Origin of the sequence: Streptomyces sp. NPDC013187 (genome assembly GCF_042899705.1) — a bacterium.
Taxonomy (GTDB): domain Bacteria; phylum Actinomycetota; class Actinomycetes; order Streptomycetales; family Streptomycetaceae; genus Streptomyces; species Streptomyces hawaiiensis_A.
This window is the reverse complement of record NZ_JBIBAF010000002.1, coordinates 249,668-266,578: the sequence shown is the minus strand read 5'-3', so window position 1 is coordinate 266,578 and position 16,911 is coordinate 249,668. Positions and strand designations below refer to the sequence as shown.

The following is a 16,911-nucleotide window of genomic DNA, read 5'->3' as shown; positions in this document are numbered from 1 at the left end:
CGACCTACGCCATGCCAAATGGGTGGCTCACCATGAGGCTGGAGCAGGGCTAGTTGGTGCAGCTGCGCTGGCGGCAGGAGTATTGCTTCCTCCTACTCGACTGCTTTACGGAGCACTGCTGGCGGCTGGCAGTGTGGCCAAGCTACGCCGTGTCTTGGCCGCTTTGAAAGGCGCTCAATGGTCTACGGGGACTCGTTGGCCGAGAGCCTTGAAACCGATCATTCTATGGGTGTCGGTAGAAACTTCACCTACTACATACGTAGTCGGGGAGGGCCAGGAGCAGCAGGCAGGCGAACGCGTCCTACTGTGACGAGGTCGTCGTTCCGGCGCACCGTTGGCGAGTGCTGGCCGCGGAGGCAAGCGGCTCCACGCCTTCTTCGCCACGCTGGACTCAATGCGGTCACCAACCCGCGGAGGCCGTAGCGATGCGAGTGGAGGACGTGACGTTGCCCGAGCCCGAGTCGACGACCAAGTTGTGCGAGCTGCTGATCCACACGGCGACCCCTGGGGTCGGAAAGCAGTGGACGGACACGGGTGAGGGGCACGAGCAACGGGACCTGAGAGGCCGAGCGGAAGGGCGAGACGCACACCGTGCCGGGGCATCTCGCCCACCCACCGGACAGCGCGTCTACGGCAACCGGAACACGCGTGACCAGGTGGCTCAACGACGGAATCCCACCCGCCCAAGTGTCGGAGTGGGCCGGGAACAGCGTGGCCGTGCTCCTCGCGACCTACGCCCGATGCATCGAGGGCCAGCTACCCGACCTGAAGCGGCGACTTGAAGCTGCCGGAGATCTCCCCGAGCCGCCGTCCGCCGGTTGACCTCGCGGCCCGAAAACTTCGACACGTATTCGACACGGCCACCCGCACAAACCCGGTAACAGCCGGACAGCCCCGGAGCCCATCCTTGATCACCAAGAGGGCGTCCGGGGCCTCGCCATGCTGTCTGGTATGCACCCTGACCAGCAAAAAGCCCTCCCCAAAGGGAGGGCGGAGACTTGCGCCCCCGGCAGGACTCGAACCTGCGGCCAAGCGCTTAGAAGGCGCCTGCTCTATCCACTGAGCTACGGGGGCCGGGTGTGGTGGCCTCTGTCCTGGTGCCCGGGTGTGGGCCGAACCGTGACGTTGCCGGGGACAAGGATAGGGCTCCCGCGTCCTTGTCCCTGTTGCTTCGCCTCCGTGGCTCGATGTGGAGGTTCGGTGAAGCGGTCCTGATAATCGCAGGCAGGTACGAATCGTGCACCGCTTTTGGCGTCTGTGGCATCGGGTGTTGTGCACTCGTTATGCCTGGAGTGTGCCCGTGTCCCACTCGCCCCTTCCGTCCCTTCTGCTCCGTCGGCGCGCAGACATGCTCATATGCTTCAGAATTCCCCTAAAATTGGGCATTCTTCACATGTGGTGACCTTGGACGTACGGCCTCAGCTGCTCGACGCACTCTCCGCCCTGCGCGACCGTGTCGCCGCCGCACGCTTCCCGCTGCCCCTGGCGGGGGCCCCACGCGCGCGTGCCAACCGCGACGAACTCCTCGCGCAGCTCGACGACTACTTGGTGCCCCGCCTGCGGGACCCCGAAGCGCCGCTTCTGGCCGTCGTGGGCGGGTCGACCGGAGCCGGGAAATCGACACTGGTGAACTCCCTCGTGGGACGGCGGGTCAGCGAGGCGGGCGTGCTGCGGCCGACGACACGCACCCCCGTACTGGTCTGCCATCCGGAGGACCACCACTGGTTCAGCGGAATGAGGGTGCTGCCCGATCTCACGCGCGTGTGGGTGTCCCAGCAGGAATCCACCGAAGACCTGCTGCTCCCCGGCGAGAACCCCGCGCGCGTGCTGCGCGTCGAGACCGCCGAGACCCTCCCGCCCGGCCTCGCCCTCCTCGACGCGCCCGACATCGACTCCCTGGTGTCCGACAACCGGGTCCTGGCCGCCGAACTCATCTGCGCCGCCGACATCTGGGTCATGGTCACCACCGCCGCCCGCTACGCCGACGCCGTCCCCTGGCACATGCTGCGCACCGCCAAGGAGTACGACGTCACCCTCGTGACCGTGCTCGACCGTGTGCCCCACCAGGTGGTGAACGAGGTGTCACGGCAGTACGGGGCCCTGCTCACCAAGGCCGGACTCGGCGAGGTGCCACGCTTCACCGTGCCCGAGCTGCCCGAGTCCGCCTGGGGCGGCGGGCTCCTGCCGGCCTCCGCCGTCCTCCAGTTGCGCACCTGGCTGATCCACCAGGCCCAGGACCCCGCAGCCCGGCAGCACGTCCTCGCCCGCACGGCGTACGGCGTCCTCGACTCCCTCAAGTCCCGCATGCCCGAACTGGCCGGCGCAGCCGCCGCGCAGTACGCCGCCGCGCTGCGGCTCACCTCCGCCGTCGAGGGGGCGTACGACAGCGAGCACGCGCGCGTGCGGGGCCGGTTGCAGAGCGGGGCGGTCCTCGCCGGGGACGCGCTCAAGCGGTGGCGCGCCTTCCCCCTGGACTGCACCGCCGCCGAACTGCTCGACGCGCTCGTGGAAAGCCTCAGCGCGCTGCTGCTCTGTGCCGTCACCGCCGCCGACGAGCGCGTCGACGACGCCTGGCGGCGCGAACCGGCGTCGGCCGCACCGGAACTCGCCGCACGCGACTCCGATGCGAACGGCGCCGAACAACGCATCGGGCTGGCCGTACGGCGATGGCGGCGGGAGCTGGAGGAGCACGCCGAGGACGAGGTGCGCGAACTCGACCGCACCCTCGCGCCCGACCCCGAACTGGTCGCCGCCCTGGTCGCCACCTCCCTGCTGGGCGGCCGCCGGGGCCGGATGGCCGGGGAGGGGCTCGCCGAGCGGATCGGCGCCCATGGCGCGCTCCGGCTGCGCGACCGGGCCGGGCGGCTGCTCACCGAGCACGTGGACCGCGTCCTGCACGCCGAACGCGAGCGCCGGCTCGCCCCGCTCGACGCGCTGGACGTCCACGCCGAGCCACAGGCCGAACTCATCGCCGCGCTGTCCGTACTGCAGAAGGAGAGGTGACCGGTGACCGCCGTCACTGACCAGGACCCCACCGAGCGCGCCGATCAGCCGGACGACGGCGCCCGCAAGGCGGCAGGCACCGTCGGCCGGAACACCCCGGAAGCCGAACGCGCGATGCGCACCGACTCTACGGAAACCTGGGACGACGGGCTCATCGCGCGCCGGGTCAACGAGACGGCCGAAGGAGACCGGTTCCCCATGACGGACAGCCGCTCAGCCGCCCCGCCCACGGTGACCCCACTGGTGTACGAGGGGTCGCTGCGCTCCCGGCTGGAGGCGCTGCGCCAACTGGTGGGGCTCTCCCGTACCCGGCTCGACAGCCGGACGCTGTCGCAGGCCGGCCGGGTGCTCGACGAGGCGTCCGCGCGGCGCAGGCTCTCCGGGCAGCACACCGTCGTCGCCATCGCGGGCGCCACCGGAAGCGGCAAATCGCAACTGTTCAACGCGCTCGCGGGGGTGACCATCTCGGAGACCGGCGTACGCCGTCCCACCACCGCGGCGCCCATCGCGTGCAGTTGGAGCGACGGGGCGGCCGGCCTCATCGAACGGCTCGGCATCCCGCCCCGGCTGCGCCGCCGGCCGCTGCCGTCCGGGGACGGCGAGTCGCCACTGCGCGGACTCGTCCTGATCGACCTGCCCGACCACGACTCCGCCGCAGTGCAGCACCGCCAGCACGTGGACCGGATCCTGGCGCTCGTCGACGCGGTCATCTGGGTCGTCGACCCGGAGAAGTACGCCGACGCCGTCCTCCACGAGCGATACCTGCGGCCCATGGCGGCCCACGCCGAGGTCATGTTCGTCGTCCTCAACCAGATCGACCGGCTGCCCGGGGAAGCCGCCGAACAGGTCCTCGACGATCTGCGGCGGCTCCTCGACGAGGACGGCATCGCCCTCGGGGAGTACGGCGAACCGGGCACCACCGTGCTCGCGCTGTCCGCGCTCACCGGGGACGGTGTGGGGGAACTGCGTGAGACGCTCGGGCAGTTCGTCTCGGAGCGCGGGGCGGCGAACCGTCGCATCTCGGCCGATGTGGACATCGCCGCGGCCCGGCTGTGGCCCGTCTACGCCACCCAGCGGCGGACCGGGCTCAGCGAGCAGGCCCGGGAGGAGTTCTCCGACCGGCTCGCGGACGCGGTGGGCGCCACGGCGGCGGGCGAGGCGGCCGAGCGGGCGTGGCTGCGCAACGCCAACCGGGCCTGCGGTACGCCCTGGCTGCGGTTGTGGCGCTGGTACCAGGACCGCGGCGAGCCCACCACGGGACGGCTCCCCGGGCGCACGCAGGCCGATGAGGAGGCGACCGCCCGTCAGCGAGTCGAGCAGGCCGTGCGGACGGTGGCCGACCGGGCGTCGGCCGGGCTGCCCGTGCCCTGGGCGCAGGCGGTGCGCGAGGCGGCCGTGCGGGGCTCGCAGGGGTTGCCGGAGGCGCTGGACGAGCTGACCGTGCGTGCGGGTGTGCCGACGGGGCGGCCGCCGCGGCCCGGGTGGTGGCCGGTGGCCGTACTGGTCCAGGCGTCCATGACGATCCTGCAGTTCCTGGGCGGGCTGTGGCTGCTGGGCCAGATCATCGGGGTGGTGTCGCCCAACCTGGGGGTGCCGGTGCTGCTGATGGTGATCGGCATCGTCGGCGGCCCGCTCATCGAGTGGAGCTGCCGGATGGCGGCCCGCGGCCCGGCCCGGCGCTACGGCCTGGAGGCGGAACGCCGGTTGCGAGAGGCGGCGTCCGGATGCGGCAGGGCCCGGGTGCTGGACCCGGTGGCGGCGGAGCTGCTGCGCTACCGGGAAGTCAGGGAGCAGTACGGGCGGGTGGTGGGAGCGGGACGGTGACGCTACGGCGGTGAGGTGCCGGTGGGGCGGTGAGGCGCCGAGTGGGGTTCGGTGACGCGCCCGGTGGAGTGATGAGGTGCCGGATGGGGCGGTGAGGTGCCGCGCCGGGTGGGGCGGTGAGGTGCCGGATGGACCGCTGACGCGCCGGATGGGGCGGTGAGGTGCCGGATGGACCGCTGATGCGTGCGGTGGGCCGGTGAGGTGCCGGGGTGAAGTGAGGCGCCGGGGGTGGGAGCGGTGGCTTCGGGGGTGGCGGCTGTGACGGGCCGCAGGTGTTGCCGTCGCTCCTCCGGCGCCCACCCGCCGTCACCCCTGCGGGTTGCGGCGTTTTCCACAGGCCGGCTGTGGTCCACAGCGCTCAGCGGGCTCGGCCCGGCGGCGGCAGTCTGGCAGACGCAGCCGTACGGGACGAGCCCGTACGCGTGTCGGCCCGGTGCGTTGCCGCAGTCCGGGCGAGGGAGGGTATGCGATGAACGAGACGATGGTCTGTGCGGTGGGCAGGGTGGCGACGCAGCCGGTGTACCGGGAGGTGGCGTCCGGCCCGTCGGCGAGGTTCCGGCTGGCGGTGACCGCGCGCTACTGGGACCGTGAGAAGAACACGTGGACCGACGGGCACACCAACTTCTTCACGGTGTGGGCCAACCGCCAGCTCGCCACGAACACGGCGGCGTCGTTGACGGTCGGTGAGCCCGTGATCGTGCAGGGCAGGCTGAAGGTGCGGACCGACGTACGCGAGGGGCAGAGCTGGACGTCGGCGGACATCGACGCGGTGGCGATCGGTCACGATCTGGCGTGGGGCACGGCGGCCTTCAGGCGCGCGGGGAAGCCGGAGGCCGCCGCCCCCTCGCAGACACAGCCCGAGCCCAACTGGGAGACACCACCGGAGGGTTCGGACGAGGTGGCGGCCACTCGCGCACAATCAGGCTCAGCTGCAGCTGTTCTGACGTAACGTCATGTCGCAGGACTGCCCGAACTGCGGCATATCGACGCGTGCGCACCGAACGACCCAGGGGTGATTTGTCGATAAGCCCTGCTCGCCGGGGGTGTTGGCGATAACGATTCCGAGTCGGATCACTCGTCCGACCGTCTGACCTGGCGGGCGGGGTCTCCCGCGTCCCTAGGATGCCGGACATGGCTCTCGGGACTTCTGTGTCCGGTGAGGCTTCTGATTCTGCAGGTGGGACCGTCCCCCCACGTCAACCGGTCCTGCTCGAAGGGGAATTTGGTGTTTGCTTCGTTCTCTGAGCTGTTCGTACGCAGGCGAGGCGCGGCCCGCCTCGCCACCGCGACGGTGGTGTCCGGACTTGTCGCCGCGGGCGGGCTGGCCGGTGCCGGCCGGGCGGCCGCCGACGATACGACGCAGAGTCAGGGCGGGGCGGCCGCGACGATAGGCGGCCTCAAGACGTTCGGCGCGGCGGTGATACACGCCGGCACCGGTGACCAGGAGATCTCGGCGGGCCTGTTCGAGATGTCCGTCGACGGTGGCGGCATGCTGCAGACGTACTGCGTCGACCTCCACAACCCCACGCAGCGGGACGCCAAGTACCACGAGACGCCCTGGAGCGGCACGTCCCTCGGGGCCAACAAGGACGCCGGCAAGATCCGTTGGATCCTGCAGAACTCCTACCCCCAGGTGAACGACCTCGCGACGCTGGCACGCAAGGCGGGCGTGCGGGGCGCGCTGACCGAGCAGGACGCGGCGGCCGGCACGCAGGTCGCGATCTGGCGCTACTCGGACGACGTGGCCGTCGACGCCCTCGACCCGCAGGCCGAGCAGCTCGCGGACCACCTGGAGAAGAGCGCCCGCAACCTGCCCGAGCCCCGTGCCTCGCTCACCCTCGAACCCTCCGCGGTCTCCGGCCGGCCGGGTGAGCTGCTCGGACCGGTGACGGTGCGCACCAACGCCGGCAGCGCGACGGTCACCCCGCCCGCTGACGCCGCCACGAGCGGGGTGCGGGTCGTCGACAAGCAGGGCAAGGCCGTCACCTCCACGTCCGACGGCGGGCAGGTGTACTTCGACGTGCCCGAGGACGCGGCGGCGGGCACGTCGGAACTGACCGTGCAGGCCTCGACCACCGTCCCGGTCGGCCGGGCCTTCACCTCCGAGAGCCGCAGCCAGACGCAGATCCTGGCCGGTTCCAGCGAGTCGACGGTGTCCGCGACGGCCGGGGCGACATGGGCGAAGCAGGGCCCGGTCCCGGCACTGTCGGCGGCGAAGAACTGCGCCGAGGGCGGCGTCGACATCATCGCGTCCAACAAGGGCGACGAGCCGTTCACCTTCGAACTGGCCGGGCTGCAGCACACCATCGCCGCGGGCGAGTCCCGCACGGTGACGGTCCCGCTCCAGGAGGACCAGGCCTACGACTTCACGATTCACGGCCCCGGCGGATTGGAGAAGCGCTTCACCGGCATGCTGGACTGCCAGACCCGCGGCAGCGACACCGGCACGACCACCCAGACCCTGAGCGAACCGGTCCCGGCGACGGTGGGCGGCGCGGCCACCGACACCAACCTCGCCGAGACGGGCGGCTCGGCCATCACGCCCCTGGTCGCGGGCGTGGCCATCGGCTTCGTCCTGATCGGCGGCGCGACGCTGATCGTGCTGCGACGCAGGGAGTCGACGGCGGGGGAGTGACGCGGGCGGGCTCGGCCCAGGACGCCGACGTCCGGCGCCGCGCCGCGGCGCACGTCAGGCGGCGAGCGGTACCTGCTCGCCCTCGGCCGGGATCTGGTAGTGGGCCCAGATCTGGTTCAACTCGTGCTGGTAGTAGAGCGGATACAGACCGGCCACGATGAGGAGGATGACGCCGATCCAGGGGTTGCACTCCTGCTCAAGCCCGGCGGACCGCTGCATACGCGCAATGCGCACACCGGTGTTGTAGACCGAGATGAAGGGGGGAACGATCAGTACCCATCCGAGAGCGAGAGCCACGACTGACACGGCCGGATTGACCTCGATCCGCTGATCGAAGTCCCGCGCTTCGCGATTGATCTTGTAGTACCAGACCAGGTGGTAGATCCCCAGTGTGATCAGCGGCCAGATCAGCCAGACGAGAAATATGTTGCGGGTCTTACCGGCGCTACCTGACATGGCACACCTCCCATACGTCCAGTGCATCACGATGAGGTGCCGGACGCGCGTGGTGAGGTCCGCGGCAGCTCCCGGCGACGGGCAGTGACAGGCGTGCCTCTGTCGCCCCCGGTGAAACCGCAGGTCACAGCCCCCGCCCCTAACGCGTTTCCGCCGAGGGGTGGCGGTACGGCAAGATGGGGTGTATCTGCCCACTGCCAGTTTCAAGCTGCCGGACGGTTTCTCTTGGCTGAGTTCATTTACACCATGCGCAAGGCGCGCAAAGCGCACGGCGACAAGGTGATCCTCGACGACGTGACGACGAGCTTCCTCCCGGGAGCGAAGATCGGCGTCGTCGGCCCGAACGGCGCCGGCAAGTCGACGATCCTGAAGATCATGGCCGGTATCGAGCAGCCGTCCAACGGTGACGCCTTCCTCACGCCCGGTTACACGGTCGGCATCCTGCTCCAGGAGCCTCCGCTGACCGAGGACAAGACCGTCCTGGAGAACGTCCAGGAGGGCGTCGCCGGGATCAAGGGCAAGCTCGACCGGTTCAACGAGATCGCCGAGCAGATGGCGACCGAATACACCGACGCGCTCATGGAGGAGATGGGCAAGCTCCAGGAGGACCTCGACCACGCCAACGCGTGGGACCTGGACGCCCAGCTGGAGCAGGCCATGGACGCCCTGGGCTGCCCGCCCGGCGACTGGCCCGTCACCAACCTGTCCGGTGGTGAGCGCCGCCGCGTCGCGCTGTGCAAGCTGCTGCTGGAGCAGCCCGACCTGCTGTTGCTCGACGAGCCCACCAACCACCTCGACGCCGAGTCGGTGAACTGGCTGGAGCAGCACCTGGCCAAGTACCCGGGCACCGTCGTCGCGGTCACCCACGACCGGTACTTCCTGGACAACGTCGCCCAGTGGATCTGCGAGGTCGACCGCGGTCGCCTCTACCCCTACGAGGGCAACTACTCCAAGTACCTGGAGACCAAGGCCGCCCGCCTCAAGGTCGAGGGCCAGAAGGACGCCAAGCGGCAGAAGAGGCTGAAGGAGGAGCTCGAATGGGTTCGCTCCAACGCCAAGGGGCGGCAGGCCAAGTCCAAGGCGCGTCTGGCCCGCTACGAGGAGATGGCCGCCGAGGCCGACAAGATGCGGAAGCTGGACTTCGAGGAGATCCAGATCCCGCCGGGCCCGCGCCTGGGCAACGTCGTCGTCGAGGTCAGCAACCTCAGCAAGGGCTTCGGTGAGAAGCTGCTCATCGACGACCTCAGCTTCACGCTCCCGCGCAACGGCATCGTCGGCATCATCGGCCCGAACGGCGCCGGCAAGACGACCCTGTTCAAGATGATCCAGGGCATCGAGGAGCCGGACTCCGGCGCCATCAAGGTCGGCGACACCGTCAAGATCTCCTACGTCGACCAGAGCCGCGAGAACATCGACCCGAAGAAGTCGCTGTGGGCCGTCGTCAGCGACGAGCTCGACTACATCAACGTCGGACAGGTCGAGATGCCGTCCCGCGCCTACGTCTCCGCGTTCGGGTTCAAGGGGCCGGACCAGCAGAAGCCGGCGGGCGTGCTCTCTGGCGGTGAGCGCAACCGCCTGAACCTCGCGCTCACCCTCAAGCAGGGCGGCAACCTGCTGCTCCTCGACGAGCCGACCAACGACCTCGACGTCGAGACTCTCTCCAGCCTGGAGAACGCGCTGCTGGAGTTCCCGGGTGCGGCCGTGGTCGTCTCCCACGACCGGTGGTTCCTGGACCGGGTCGCCACGCACATCCTCGCCTACGAGGGCGAGTCCAAGTGGTTCTGGTTCGAGGGCAACTTCGAGTCGTACGAGAAGAACAAGATCGAGCGGCTCGGTCCGGACGCCGCCCGTCCGCACCGCGCCACCTACAAGAAGCTGACCCGGGGCTGATCGATCTTGCGGCACATCTACCGCTGCCCGCTGCGCTGGGCGGACATGGACGCGTACGGCCACGTCAACAACGTGGTGTTCCTCCGCTACCTGGAGGAAGCCCGTATCGACTTCCTGTTCCGCCCGGAGAAGGACTTCAAGCAGGGGTCCGTGGTGGCACGCCATGAGATCGACTACAAGCGGCAGCTCGTGCACCGGCACCACCCGGTGGACGTCGAGCTGTGGGTCACCGAGATAAGGGCCGCGTCCTTCACCCTCACCTACGAGGTGAAGGACGACGACCAGGTCTATGTGCGGGCCTCGACGGTGATCGTGCCGTTCGACTTCGAGGCGCAGCGCCCGCGCCGGATCACCGCCGAGGAGCGGGAGTTCCTGCGCGAGTACATGGATGACGCCGAGGAGGCCGTCGCCGCATGACGGTGCTCCACCTCGCCGACGAGGGGGAGGCGGCGGATCTCGCGGCCTTCCTCTCCCGGCTGCTCCACTACGACCGTGGAGCCGCGGTGCGGCTGCAGGCCGCGGGCACCGCACTGGCCGTCTTCGGGCGGCCGCCGTCCTTCGAGGTGCTCGCCGTGCGGGCGGTGCGGCTGGCGAAGCCGTACGAGAAGGGGCTGGAGGTCACGCTGGACGTGACCGTGTCCGCCGGTGAGTTCCTGGAGACGGTGGACGAGAAGGCCGGCACGGCCGTCGTGCCGGGCGCCGTGACCGGGCCGCCGTGGGCGGGTGTGCTGCCGCCCCGTGGCGACTGGCGGGCCGAGCCGGGGCTGCCGACGCCGGAGGCGCTGCGCGACCTCGTGGCCGCCGTGATCGCCGAGTTCCGCTCGCGTACGCAGGAGTTGCCCCCCGAGGGGCGGACGCGGGCCGAGCTGGACCGGATCGGCCGGGACGTCTGGTCCCGTACCGTCGGGGACACCCGGCTGCCCGTCCGGGCGGTGCACGCGGCGCAGTCCCTCGGCTTCCTGCGCCCCGGTGTGCCGCTGGGACTGTTCTCGTCGGGCGCATGGCTGAGACTGCGCACGCCGTACGGGTCCGTCGCCGTACGACGTGCCGGGCTCGGGGCGCTGGACGTCAGCGTCCGCTGAGCACCGCCGCCCGACCACGCCCGCAGGCGTCGGCGTCCGTTGAGCAGCGCCTCCTCACAACGCCCCGCAGGCGTCGGCGTCCGTTGAGGCGTGCCCCGGCACCGCCCCGCAGGCGTCAGCCGGCGGTGTTGACCATCGAGGCCGCCGCGTACGTCAGGTAGTTCCACAACGTGTGTTCGTGCTCCTCGGACAGGCCGAGCTCCTCGACGGCGACGCGCATGTGCTTCAGCCACGCGTCGTGCGCCGCCCGGTCGACCGCGAAGGGCGCGTGCCGCATCCGCAGCCGGGGGTGGCCGCGGTTGTCGCTGTACGTCGTGGGGCCGCCCCAGTACTGGATGAGGAACAGCACGAGGCGCTCCTCCGCCGGGCCCAGGTCCTCCTCGGGGTACATCGGCCGCAGCAGCGGATCCTCGGCGACTCCCTCGTAGAAACGGTGAACGAGCCGACGGAAGGTCTCCTCCCCGCCGACCTGCTCGTAGAAGGTCTGCTCCTGAAGCGTGCCGCGCCGAATCTCATTCACGCGATCCATGGTCTCAGACGCCCCGGCATAGGACTCAAGACCTAGGACCCCACCTCTGTTGTCAGGACCCTGCCGCCGAGACCCTGCCCCTACTGTGGAGACATGGGCGGGAACGAACCCGGCAGGGACATCGACGGTCTCGCCGCCGTCGCGCAGGCGGCGCTGCTGCGGCGGATCGAGGCGAGCGGGGCCTGGGCCGCCGACCCGGGCTGGCGGGAGGCCTTCGCGGCGGTTCCGAGGCACCTCTTCGTGCCGTACTACTACGTCGGTGTCGCCGGTGGCTACGAGCGCCGCTGGGGCGAGAGCGCCGACCCCGCGGCGCGGGAGCGGTGGCTGCGCGGCGCCTACGAGGACACCCCGCTGGCCACCCGGTTGCGCGACGGCGAGCTGCTGTCCTCCAGCAGCCAGCCGTCCCTGATGGCGGACATGCTGGCCGCGCTGGAGGTGGAGGACGGGCATACGGTCCTGGAGATCGGCGCCGGCACCGGCTACAACGCGGCCCTGCTGGCCCACCGGCTGGGCGACGACAAGGTCACGACCGTCGACCTCGACCCGGAGATCACCGAGTCGGCCCGCCGGCACCTGGCCGCGGCCGGGTACCACCCGGTCGTCGTCACCGGCGACGGCGCCCGGGGCGTGCCCGAGCGCGCGCCGTTCGACCGGATCATCGCCACCTGCGCCCTGGGCGGCGTCCCGCGCGCCTGGGTGGCCCAGAGCCGCCCCGGGGGCCGGATCCTCATGCCGCTGGCCACCGGTCTGATCCTGCTGACGGTGACCGGTGCGGGGCACGCCGAGGGACGTTTCCTGCACACGCCCGCCTACTTCGTGCCGCTGCGCGGTGCGGGCCGGCCCGGGGGCGAGCCGATCCAGCTGGGCGGGGTGCCGCACCGGGCCCGGGAGGACGACCTGTTCCGGTTCCTGCTGGCTCTGACCCGGGGCAGCCTGGACCCGCAAGAGGCCCACGCGCTGTGGGAGCAGGAGGGCAGGCCGCAGCGCGAGCGCTACGGCATCACGGTCGACGAGGAGGCGGAGTGGGCCTGGCTGGACGACCCGGAGGGGCCGTACGCCTGGCCCCTCCCGTCGTGAAAGGCCTTCCGTCGCGGCGGCTCAGCCGCGGCGGATCGTGATCGTCGTCCAGGCGCCCACGTGCACCCGGTCGCCGTCCTGGAGCGGTACGGGGACGAAGGGCTGGATCGGTTCCTCCGAGCCGTTGACCGTCGTGCCGTTCGTCGAGTTCTGGTCGACGACCGCCCAGCTGCCGTCCGGCTGCTGGACCAGCACCGCGTGCTGGTGCGAGACGCCCGGGTCCTCCGGCGGCGTCGACAGGTCGATGTCGGGGGTGTCGCCGGTGGAGTGCCGGCGGCGACCGATCGTGAGCTGGTTGCCGGTGAGCGTGCGCTGCTGCTCGGGCGAGTACGCGGGCAGGTTCAGGCCCGCCGCCTCGGGGCCGGAGCGCTGCATCATCGCCATGAAGTAGTCGCGGTCCGGGCCGATGGTCGCAGTCCATGTCGCGGGTCCCTGCGGCGCCTGCGGCTGCTGCGGGAAGCCGCCCGGGCCGGGCGGGGCCTGGGTCGCGCCGGGCTGCGGGTAGCCGTAGCCGCCCTGACCGGGGCCGCCGGGGCCACCCGGGCCGGACGTCGGCGGGGAGATCACCCAGTCGTCGTCACCGCCGCCGAAGGACGGACCGCCCTGCTGCGGGGGCCGCTGGGTCTCCTGCGGGAATCCGGGCGGGGCCGGCGGGCCGGACTGGTGGAACGCCTGCGGAGCACCGGGTCCACCGGGACCGCCGGGGCCACCGGGACCGGGCGGGGGCGGGACCGGCCGCGAGGGGTCGGCACCGAAGCCGCCGGGGCCACTAGGGCCACCGGGACCACCCGGGCCGGGAGGGCCACCGAAGCCACCAGGGCCGCCGGGGCCGGGCGAGGTCGGGGCAGGGCCGGGCTGCGGGTAGCCGTAGCCGCCGCCCTGCGGGCCACCAGGGCCGCCGGTGCCACCAGGGCCGCCGGGGCCGGGCGAGGTCGGGGCAGGGCCGGGCTGCGGGTAGCCGTAGCCGCCGCCCTGCGGGCCACCGGGGCCACCGGGCCCGCTGGGGCCACCCGGGCCGGGGCGGCCGGACGGGTCGCCGCCGAACGGCGGGATCGGCTCAGCCGGGCGGTTCACCTGCGACGGGCGGGAGCCCTGGTACTCGTAGGAGTCACCGCCGCCGTACGACGGGCCGGGGGGCGGGCCACCCTGCTGGCCCGGCGGCTGGAAACGCACGCCCGGGCCGGGCGGCGGGGCCGCGGGGGTGTACGACGTCGCCGTGTTCGTCAGGAAGTTCCACCGGCACTCCTCGCAGAACGGGGCGCCGCCCTCACGCGGCGTGCGGCACTGCGGGCAGAGCTCCGGCTCGGAGTTCGGTACGGCGGACAGGTGCGGCGGGCGTCCACCGGGCTGGCCGCCGGGGCCCTGCGGGCCACCCTGGCCGGGCGGGGGCGGGAAGCCGTAGCCGCCGGGCGGGGGCGGTGGGGGAGGAGGCGGAGGCACGGCACCCGCCATGCGGTGACCGCAGACCTCGCACCAGTCGTCGGAACCCGACTGGTGTCCGTTCGGGCAGGTCGGCATGTCGGCGCGTCCCTCCTTCGATCTCTTCTAGGTCACTTCTTGACGCGAACGGTCTTGGTGGAACGGGTTTCGAGCGTCATCTCGTCAGCCTCCGCGACCTTCGCCTTCAGTCGCACAGTACCGGTCGCGGCATCGACCACGTCCACCACCTTCGCAAGCAGTTTCGCAGTATCGGCGTTCCCGGAGGCACTCGCGAGCTGAACGGCCCGGCCCAGTTTGGCCGTTGCTCCATCCATATCGCCTGACTTGCGGAGGTCCAGCCCTTGTTGGATGACTTGGGCCAGTTCGGCCTGTCCGGTGTAGTGGGCGACCTGAGGGTTGATCGACGTCGAGGCGACCATGTCGTCCGTCCACACGGCCCGCACGAGGCCCTGTGCGCCGAGGTTCTGGACGCTGCCGTCGGGCTGTGGAATGACCAGTGAGATCCGGCCCGCCAGCATCTCCTGCCCGATGTTCGCGACCGGGACCTCGATGCAGACGTGGTAGTCACGCGACTCGTCCCCCCAGGAACCGAGGGGGTAGTCGCCGGCGCGCGGGCCCGCCTCGGTGCGCCGGCCGGTCAGGTCCTCGACCGTCGGTGCCACCTGCTTGACGAACTTCACGGTCGTGTCGACGGGGGTCCACAGCCGCAGCGAGACGTCCGCGACCTCCTTGCCCATCGCCGTCTCCATCATCCGCGTGAAGTCCGCGGCGAGCGCGGCCGGATCGGCGACGATGTCGGCGGTGCCGAGCAGGGCGGAGGCGATCCCTGTGACTTCTTTCACTTCCCAGTCGGTGCCCACGCCGCGTGCGTCGCATGTGAAGCGCCCGGCGCACGCGTCGAGCGCGGCCTTCAGGTCCTGGGGTGACTCGTGTTCGTTGCGGCCGTCGGTGAGCAGGATGCCGTGCCGGATCGCGACCTCGGCGGAGGACAGCAGACGGTCGGCCAGTTTCAGCCAGGTGCCGATGGCCGTGCCGCCGCCCGCGCTGAGCGAGCGCAGCGCCTGCTTGGCCTGCTCGCGGGTGGTGGCGTCGGCGACCGCGACACGGCCGCCGCCCGGGTAGACCTCCTTCGCCACGTGCGTCCCGCCGATCACGGCGAAGTGCACGCCGTCGCGCAGGGTGTCGATCGCGGCGGCCGTGGCGTCGCGGGCGTTGCGCATCTTGGTCGGCGGGTAGTCCATCGACCCGGAGCAGTCGACCATGATCGCCACGGCCGCGGACGGGCCCTGGCCGGGCGAGTAGAGGTGGGGCGCCGCGACCGCGCTGCCGACCGTGCCGCCGCCGGTCGCCGTCACCGTGACGATGGCGTTGACCTCGCCGGCGCCCTCCGGCAGGTACTCGTTCTGGTACACGTCCACCGAGAACTGGGGCACGTTCGACTTCGAGAAATTGGCCATGCCTGCTTCGATCCCCCTCCAAAGCCCCCGCCGCGGCGGGGTGATGACGGTGGGCGGACCGGTCCCCTCCGGTCCGCCGAGGCATCCCCGTACGTGGCCTCAGGCCGATCCTGCCCCCTGGGGCACGGCGGGGAACGGCACGAGCGCCACTGTTACGTTGTCGTGGCCCCCGCCGTCCAGCGCGTGGCCCAGGAGCACCCGGGCGCTGTGCAGCGGATGCGTGGCCGCGTCGAGCGGGACGACCCGGGCCATCTCCTCGGCCGCCTCCGCGTAGTTCCACAGGCCGTCCGTGCAGACCACCACCACGCCGGGCCGGTCCGGCTTGAACGCGGCGGTGTGCGGTTCGAGCTCGTAGGCGTCCGCGCCGAGCCAGCCGGTGATCGCGTGGGCGCGTTCGTCGGCGTAGGCCTCGGCCTCGTTCATCAGGCCCGCGGCGACCATCTGGGCGGCCCAGGAGTCGTCCTCGGTGAGCCGGGCCGGGGGAGCGCTCCGGTCGACCGGAACCCAGTAGGCGCGGCTGTCGCCGACCCAGCCGACGATCAGCAGGCCGGACGTCACCACGGCGCCGACGATGGTGCAGGCGGGGGCGTTCTGGTGAGGGGCCTGCTCCAGGGCCGTGGCGGGCTCCGCGGCGAGCGAGTTGACGGCACGTGAGGCGGCGAGGATCGCGTCGTGCATCGCCTGCTGCGGATGCGTGCCGCGAGGCAGGGCCGCCAGCAGCGTCTCGCCCGCCGCCTTCGACGCCGCCGCGGAGGCGTCGTCGGGGCGGGTCGCCGAGGAGACGCCGTCGCAGACGATCGCGACATAGGCGGGGGAGCCGTCGGGCAGCGCGGTGGTGCCGATGGCGAACGCGTCCTCGTTGCGGTGGTGGCGCAGACCGCGGTCGCTGACCGCGGCCACCGGGCCGGTCTCCTGCTCCATGTGGTCCCGTTCGCGCGGCTGGGCGTGGCCGCAGTTCTCGCAGTAGCCGTCGTCGTCCACGCGGCCGGCCCGGCAGGCGACGCAGACCTTGCCGCCGGTGCCCGCGGCCTGGGCCGCCGGCTCGGCGGACACCCGTGGGTCCGGCGCCTGGAGGAGGTACTCGTCGGGCTGTGTCTGGTAGATCTCCGGTGACGCGGCGGACCCGTCGGTCTGCGGCGGCCGGTCGAACCGCACGCCCCCGCCCGCGGCCGGCGGGGCGCTCGGCGGCGGGGGTGTCTCCGGTGGCAGGGCGGAGCCGCCCGAGTCCGTGCCCGGGAGGTCCGTCGGCAGGTGCACCGCGTCCGGGGCACCCGCGCCGTCCGGCCCGGGCGCGGGCCAGGCGGTGCCGGCGGGGGGCGCCGACGGCGGCTCGGGATACTCGCCGGCCGGAACGCCCTGGGCGGGCACCGAGCCGTTCATGGTGATGGTCGGGTTGTCCTGCGGCCGTTCCGGCACGGCGGACAGGTCGTATCCGCACGCGCCGCAGAAACGGTCACCCGACTCGAGGGGTTCCTCGCAACTCGGGCAGGCGGACAACTGGGGCATCTGCGACATCAA

General features: G+C 71.7%; 13 protein-coding genes and 1 tRNA gene. 8 read left to right on the top strand and 6 right to left on the bottom strand.

Going from position 1 to position 16,911, the window contains the following annotated elements; all coding sequences use genetic code 11:
- Positions 1-1,001: 1,001 nt before the first annotated feature.
- A tRNA-Arg gene (locus tag ACFY5B_RS04330) sits at positions 1,002-1,074 on the bottom strand.
- A 321-nt stretch (positions 1,075-1,395) separates the two neighbouring features.
- On the opposite strand from ACFY5B_RS04330, the gene ACFY5B_RS04325 reads away from it, so the two are divergent.
- The 4 genes from ACFY5B_RS04325 to ACFY5B_RS04310 all read left to right on the top strand — a co-directional run bounded on the left by ACFY5B_RS04325 (position 1,396) and on the right by ACFY5B_RS04310 (position 7,462).
- Positions 1,396-3,003 carry a dynamin family protein gene (locus ACFY5B_RS04325; protein WP_389964288.1) on the top strand — a complete coding sequence of 536 codons (1,608 nt, stop codon included), beginning with the start codon at positions 1,396-1,398 and terminating at the stop codon, positions 3,001-3,003.
- Positions 3,004-3,117: 114 nt separating this feature from the next.
- Positions 3,118-4,827, top strand: a complete 1,710-nt coding sequence (locus ACFY5B_RS04320) for a GTP-binding protein (protein WP_389965140.1) — start codon at positions 3,118-3,120, stop codon at positions 4,825-4,827.
- Positions 4,828-5,296: 469 nt separating this feature from the next.
- Complete coding sequence (locus tag ACFY5B_RS04315; RefSeq protein ID WP_389964285.1) at positions 5,297-5,776, top strand: single-stranded DNA-binding protein; 480 nt, start codon at positions 5,297-5,299, stop codon at positions 5,774-5,776.
- A 276-nt stretch (positions 5,777-6,052) separates the two neighbouring features.
- Complete coding sequence (locus tag ACFY5B_RS04310) at positions 6,053-7,462, top strand: Cys-Gln thioester bond-forming surface protein (protein ID WP_389964282.1); 1,410 nt, start codon at positions 6,053-6,055, stop codon at positions 7,460-7,462.
- Between the two features lie 54 nt (positions 7,463-7,516).
- Here ACFY5B_RS04310 and ACFY5B_RS04305 read toward each other — a convergent pair whose 3' ends face one another.
- Positions 7,517-7,918: a DUF4234 domain-containing protein gene (locus tag ACFY5B_RS04305; RefSeq protein WP_389964279.1), complete on the bottom strand. Its 402-nt coding sequence runs from the start codon at positions 7,916-7,918 to the stop codon at positions 7,517-7,519.
- Positions 7,919-8,143: 225 nt separating this feature from the next.
- On the opposite strand from ACFY5B_RS04305, the gene ettA reads away from it, so the two are divergent.
- Genes ettA through ACFY5B_RS04290 form a run of 3 tightly spaced genes read left to right on the top strand, consistent with a single transcriptional unit; the run spans position 8,144 to position 10,890 of the window.
- Positions 8,144-9,808 (top strand): energy-dependent translational throttle protein EttA, encoded by a 1,665-nt coding sequence (ettA, locus tag ACFY5B_RS04300; RefSeq protein ID WP_389964276.1) that lies wholly within the window; start codon positions 8,144-8,146, stop codon positions 9,806-9,808.
- A gap of 6 nt (positions 9,809-9,814) precedes the next feature.
- Complete coding sequence (locus ACFY5B_RS04295) at positions 9,815-10,225, top strand: acyl-CoA thioesterase (protein WP_389964273.1); 411 nt, start codon at positions 9,815-9,817, stop codon at positions 10,223-10,225.
- Positions 10,222-10,890, top strand: coding sequence for a hypothetical protein (locus ACFY5B_RS04290; RefSeq protein ID WP_389964270.1), 669 nt, complete (start codon positions 10,222-10,224; stop codon positions 10,888-10,890). Before ACFY5B_RS04295 ends, ACFY5B_RS04290 begins: the two co-directional genes overlap by 4 nt.
- 115 nt (positions 10,891-11,005) lie before the next feature.
- On the opposite strand, the gene ACFY5B_RS04285 is transcribed toward ACFY5B_RS04290, so the two are convergent.
- Positions 11,006-11,419 (bottom strand): globin, encoded by a 414-nt coding sequence (locus tag ACFY5B_RS04285; RefSeq protein ID WP_389964267.1) that lies wholly within the window; start codon positions 11,417-11,419, stop codon positions 11,006-11,008.
- A 93-nt stretch (positions 11,420-11,512) separates the two neighbouring features.
- Here ACFY5B_RS04285 and ACFY5B_RS04280 point away from each other — a divergent pair, with 93 nt between their 5' ends.
- Positions 11,513-12,496, top strand: coding sequence for a methyltransferase domain-containing protein (locus ACFY5B_RS04280; RefSeq protein WP_389964264.1), 984 nt, complete (start codon positions 11,513-11,515; stop codon positions 12,494-12,496).
- 21 nt (positions 12,497-12,517) lie between these two features.
- On the opposite strand, the gene ACFY5B_RS04275 is transcribed toward ACFY5B_RS04280, so the two are convergent.
- From ACFY5B_RS04275 to ACFY5B_RS04265, 3 genes are all read right to left on the bottom strand, one after another.
- Positions 12,518-14,014 carry an FHA domain-containing protein gene (locus tag ACFY5B_RS04275; RefSeq protein ID WP_389964261.1) on the bottom strand — a complete coding sequence of 499 codons (1,497 nt, stop codon included), beginning with the start codon at positions 14,012-14,014 and terminating at the stop codon, positions 12,518-12,520.
- A gap of 32 nt (positions 14,015-14,046) precedes the next feature.
- A complete protein-coding gene (locus tag ACFY5B_RS04270; protein WP_389964258.1) occupies positions 14,047-15,393 on the bottom strand; it encodes a VWA domain-containing protein in 1,347 nt (448 codons plus the stop codon).
- Positions 15,394-15,492: 99 nt separating this feature from the next.
- The gene (locus ACFY5B_RS04265; protein WP_389964255.1) at positions 15,493-16,908 is read right to left on the bottom strand and encodes a PP2C family serine/threonine-protein phosphatase; all 1,416 of its coding nucleotides are present in this window, start codon (positions 16,906-16,908) and stop codon (positions 15,493-15,495) included.
- Positions 16,909-16,911: the final 3 nt, after the last annotated feature.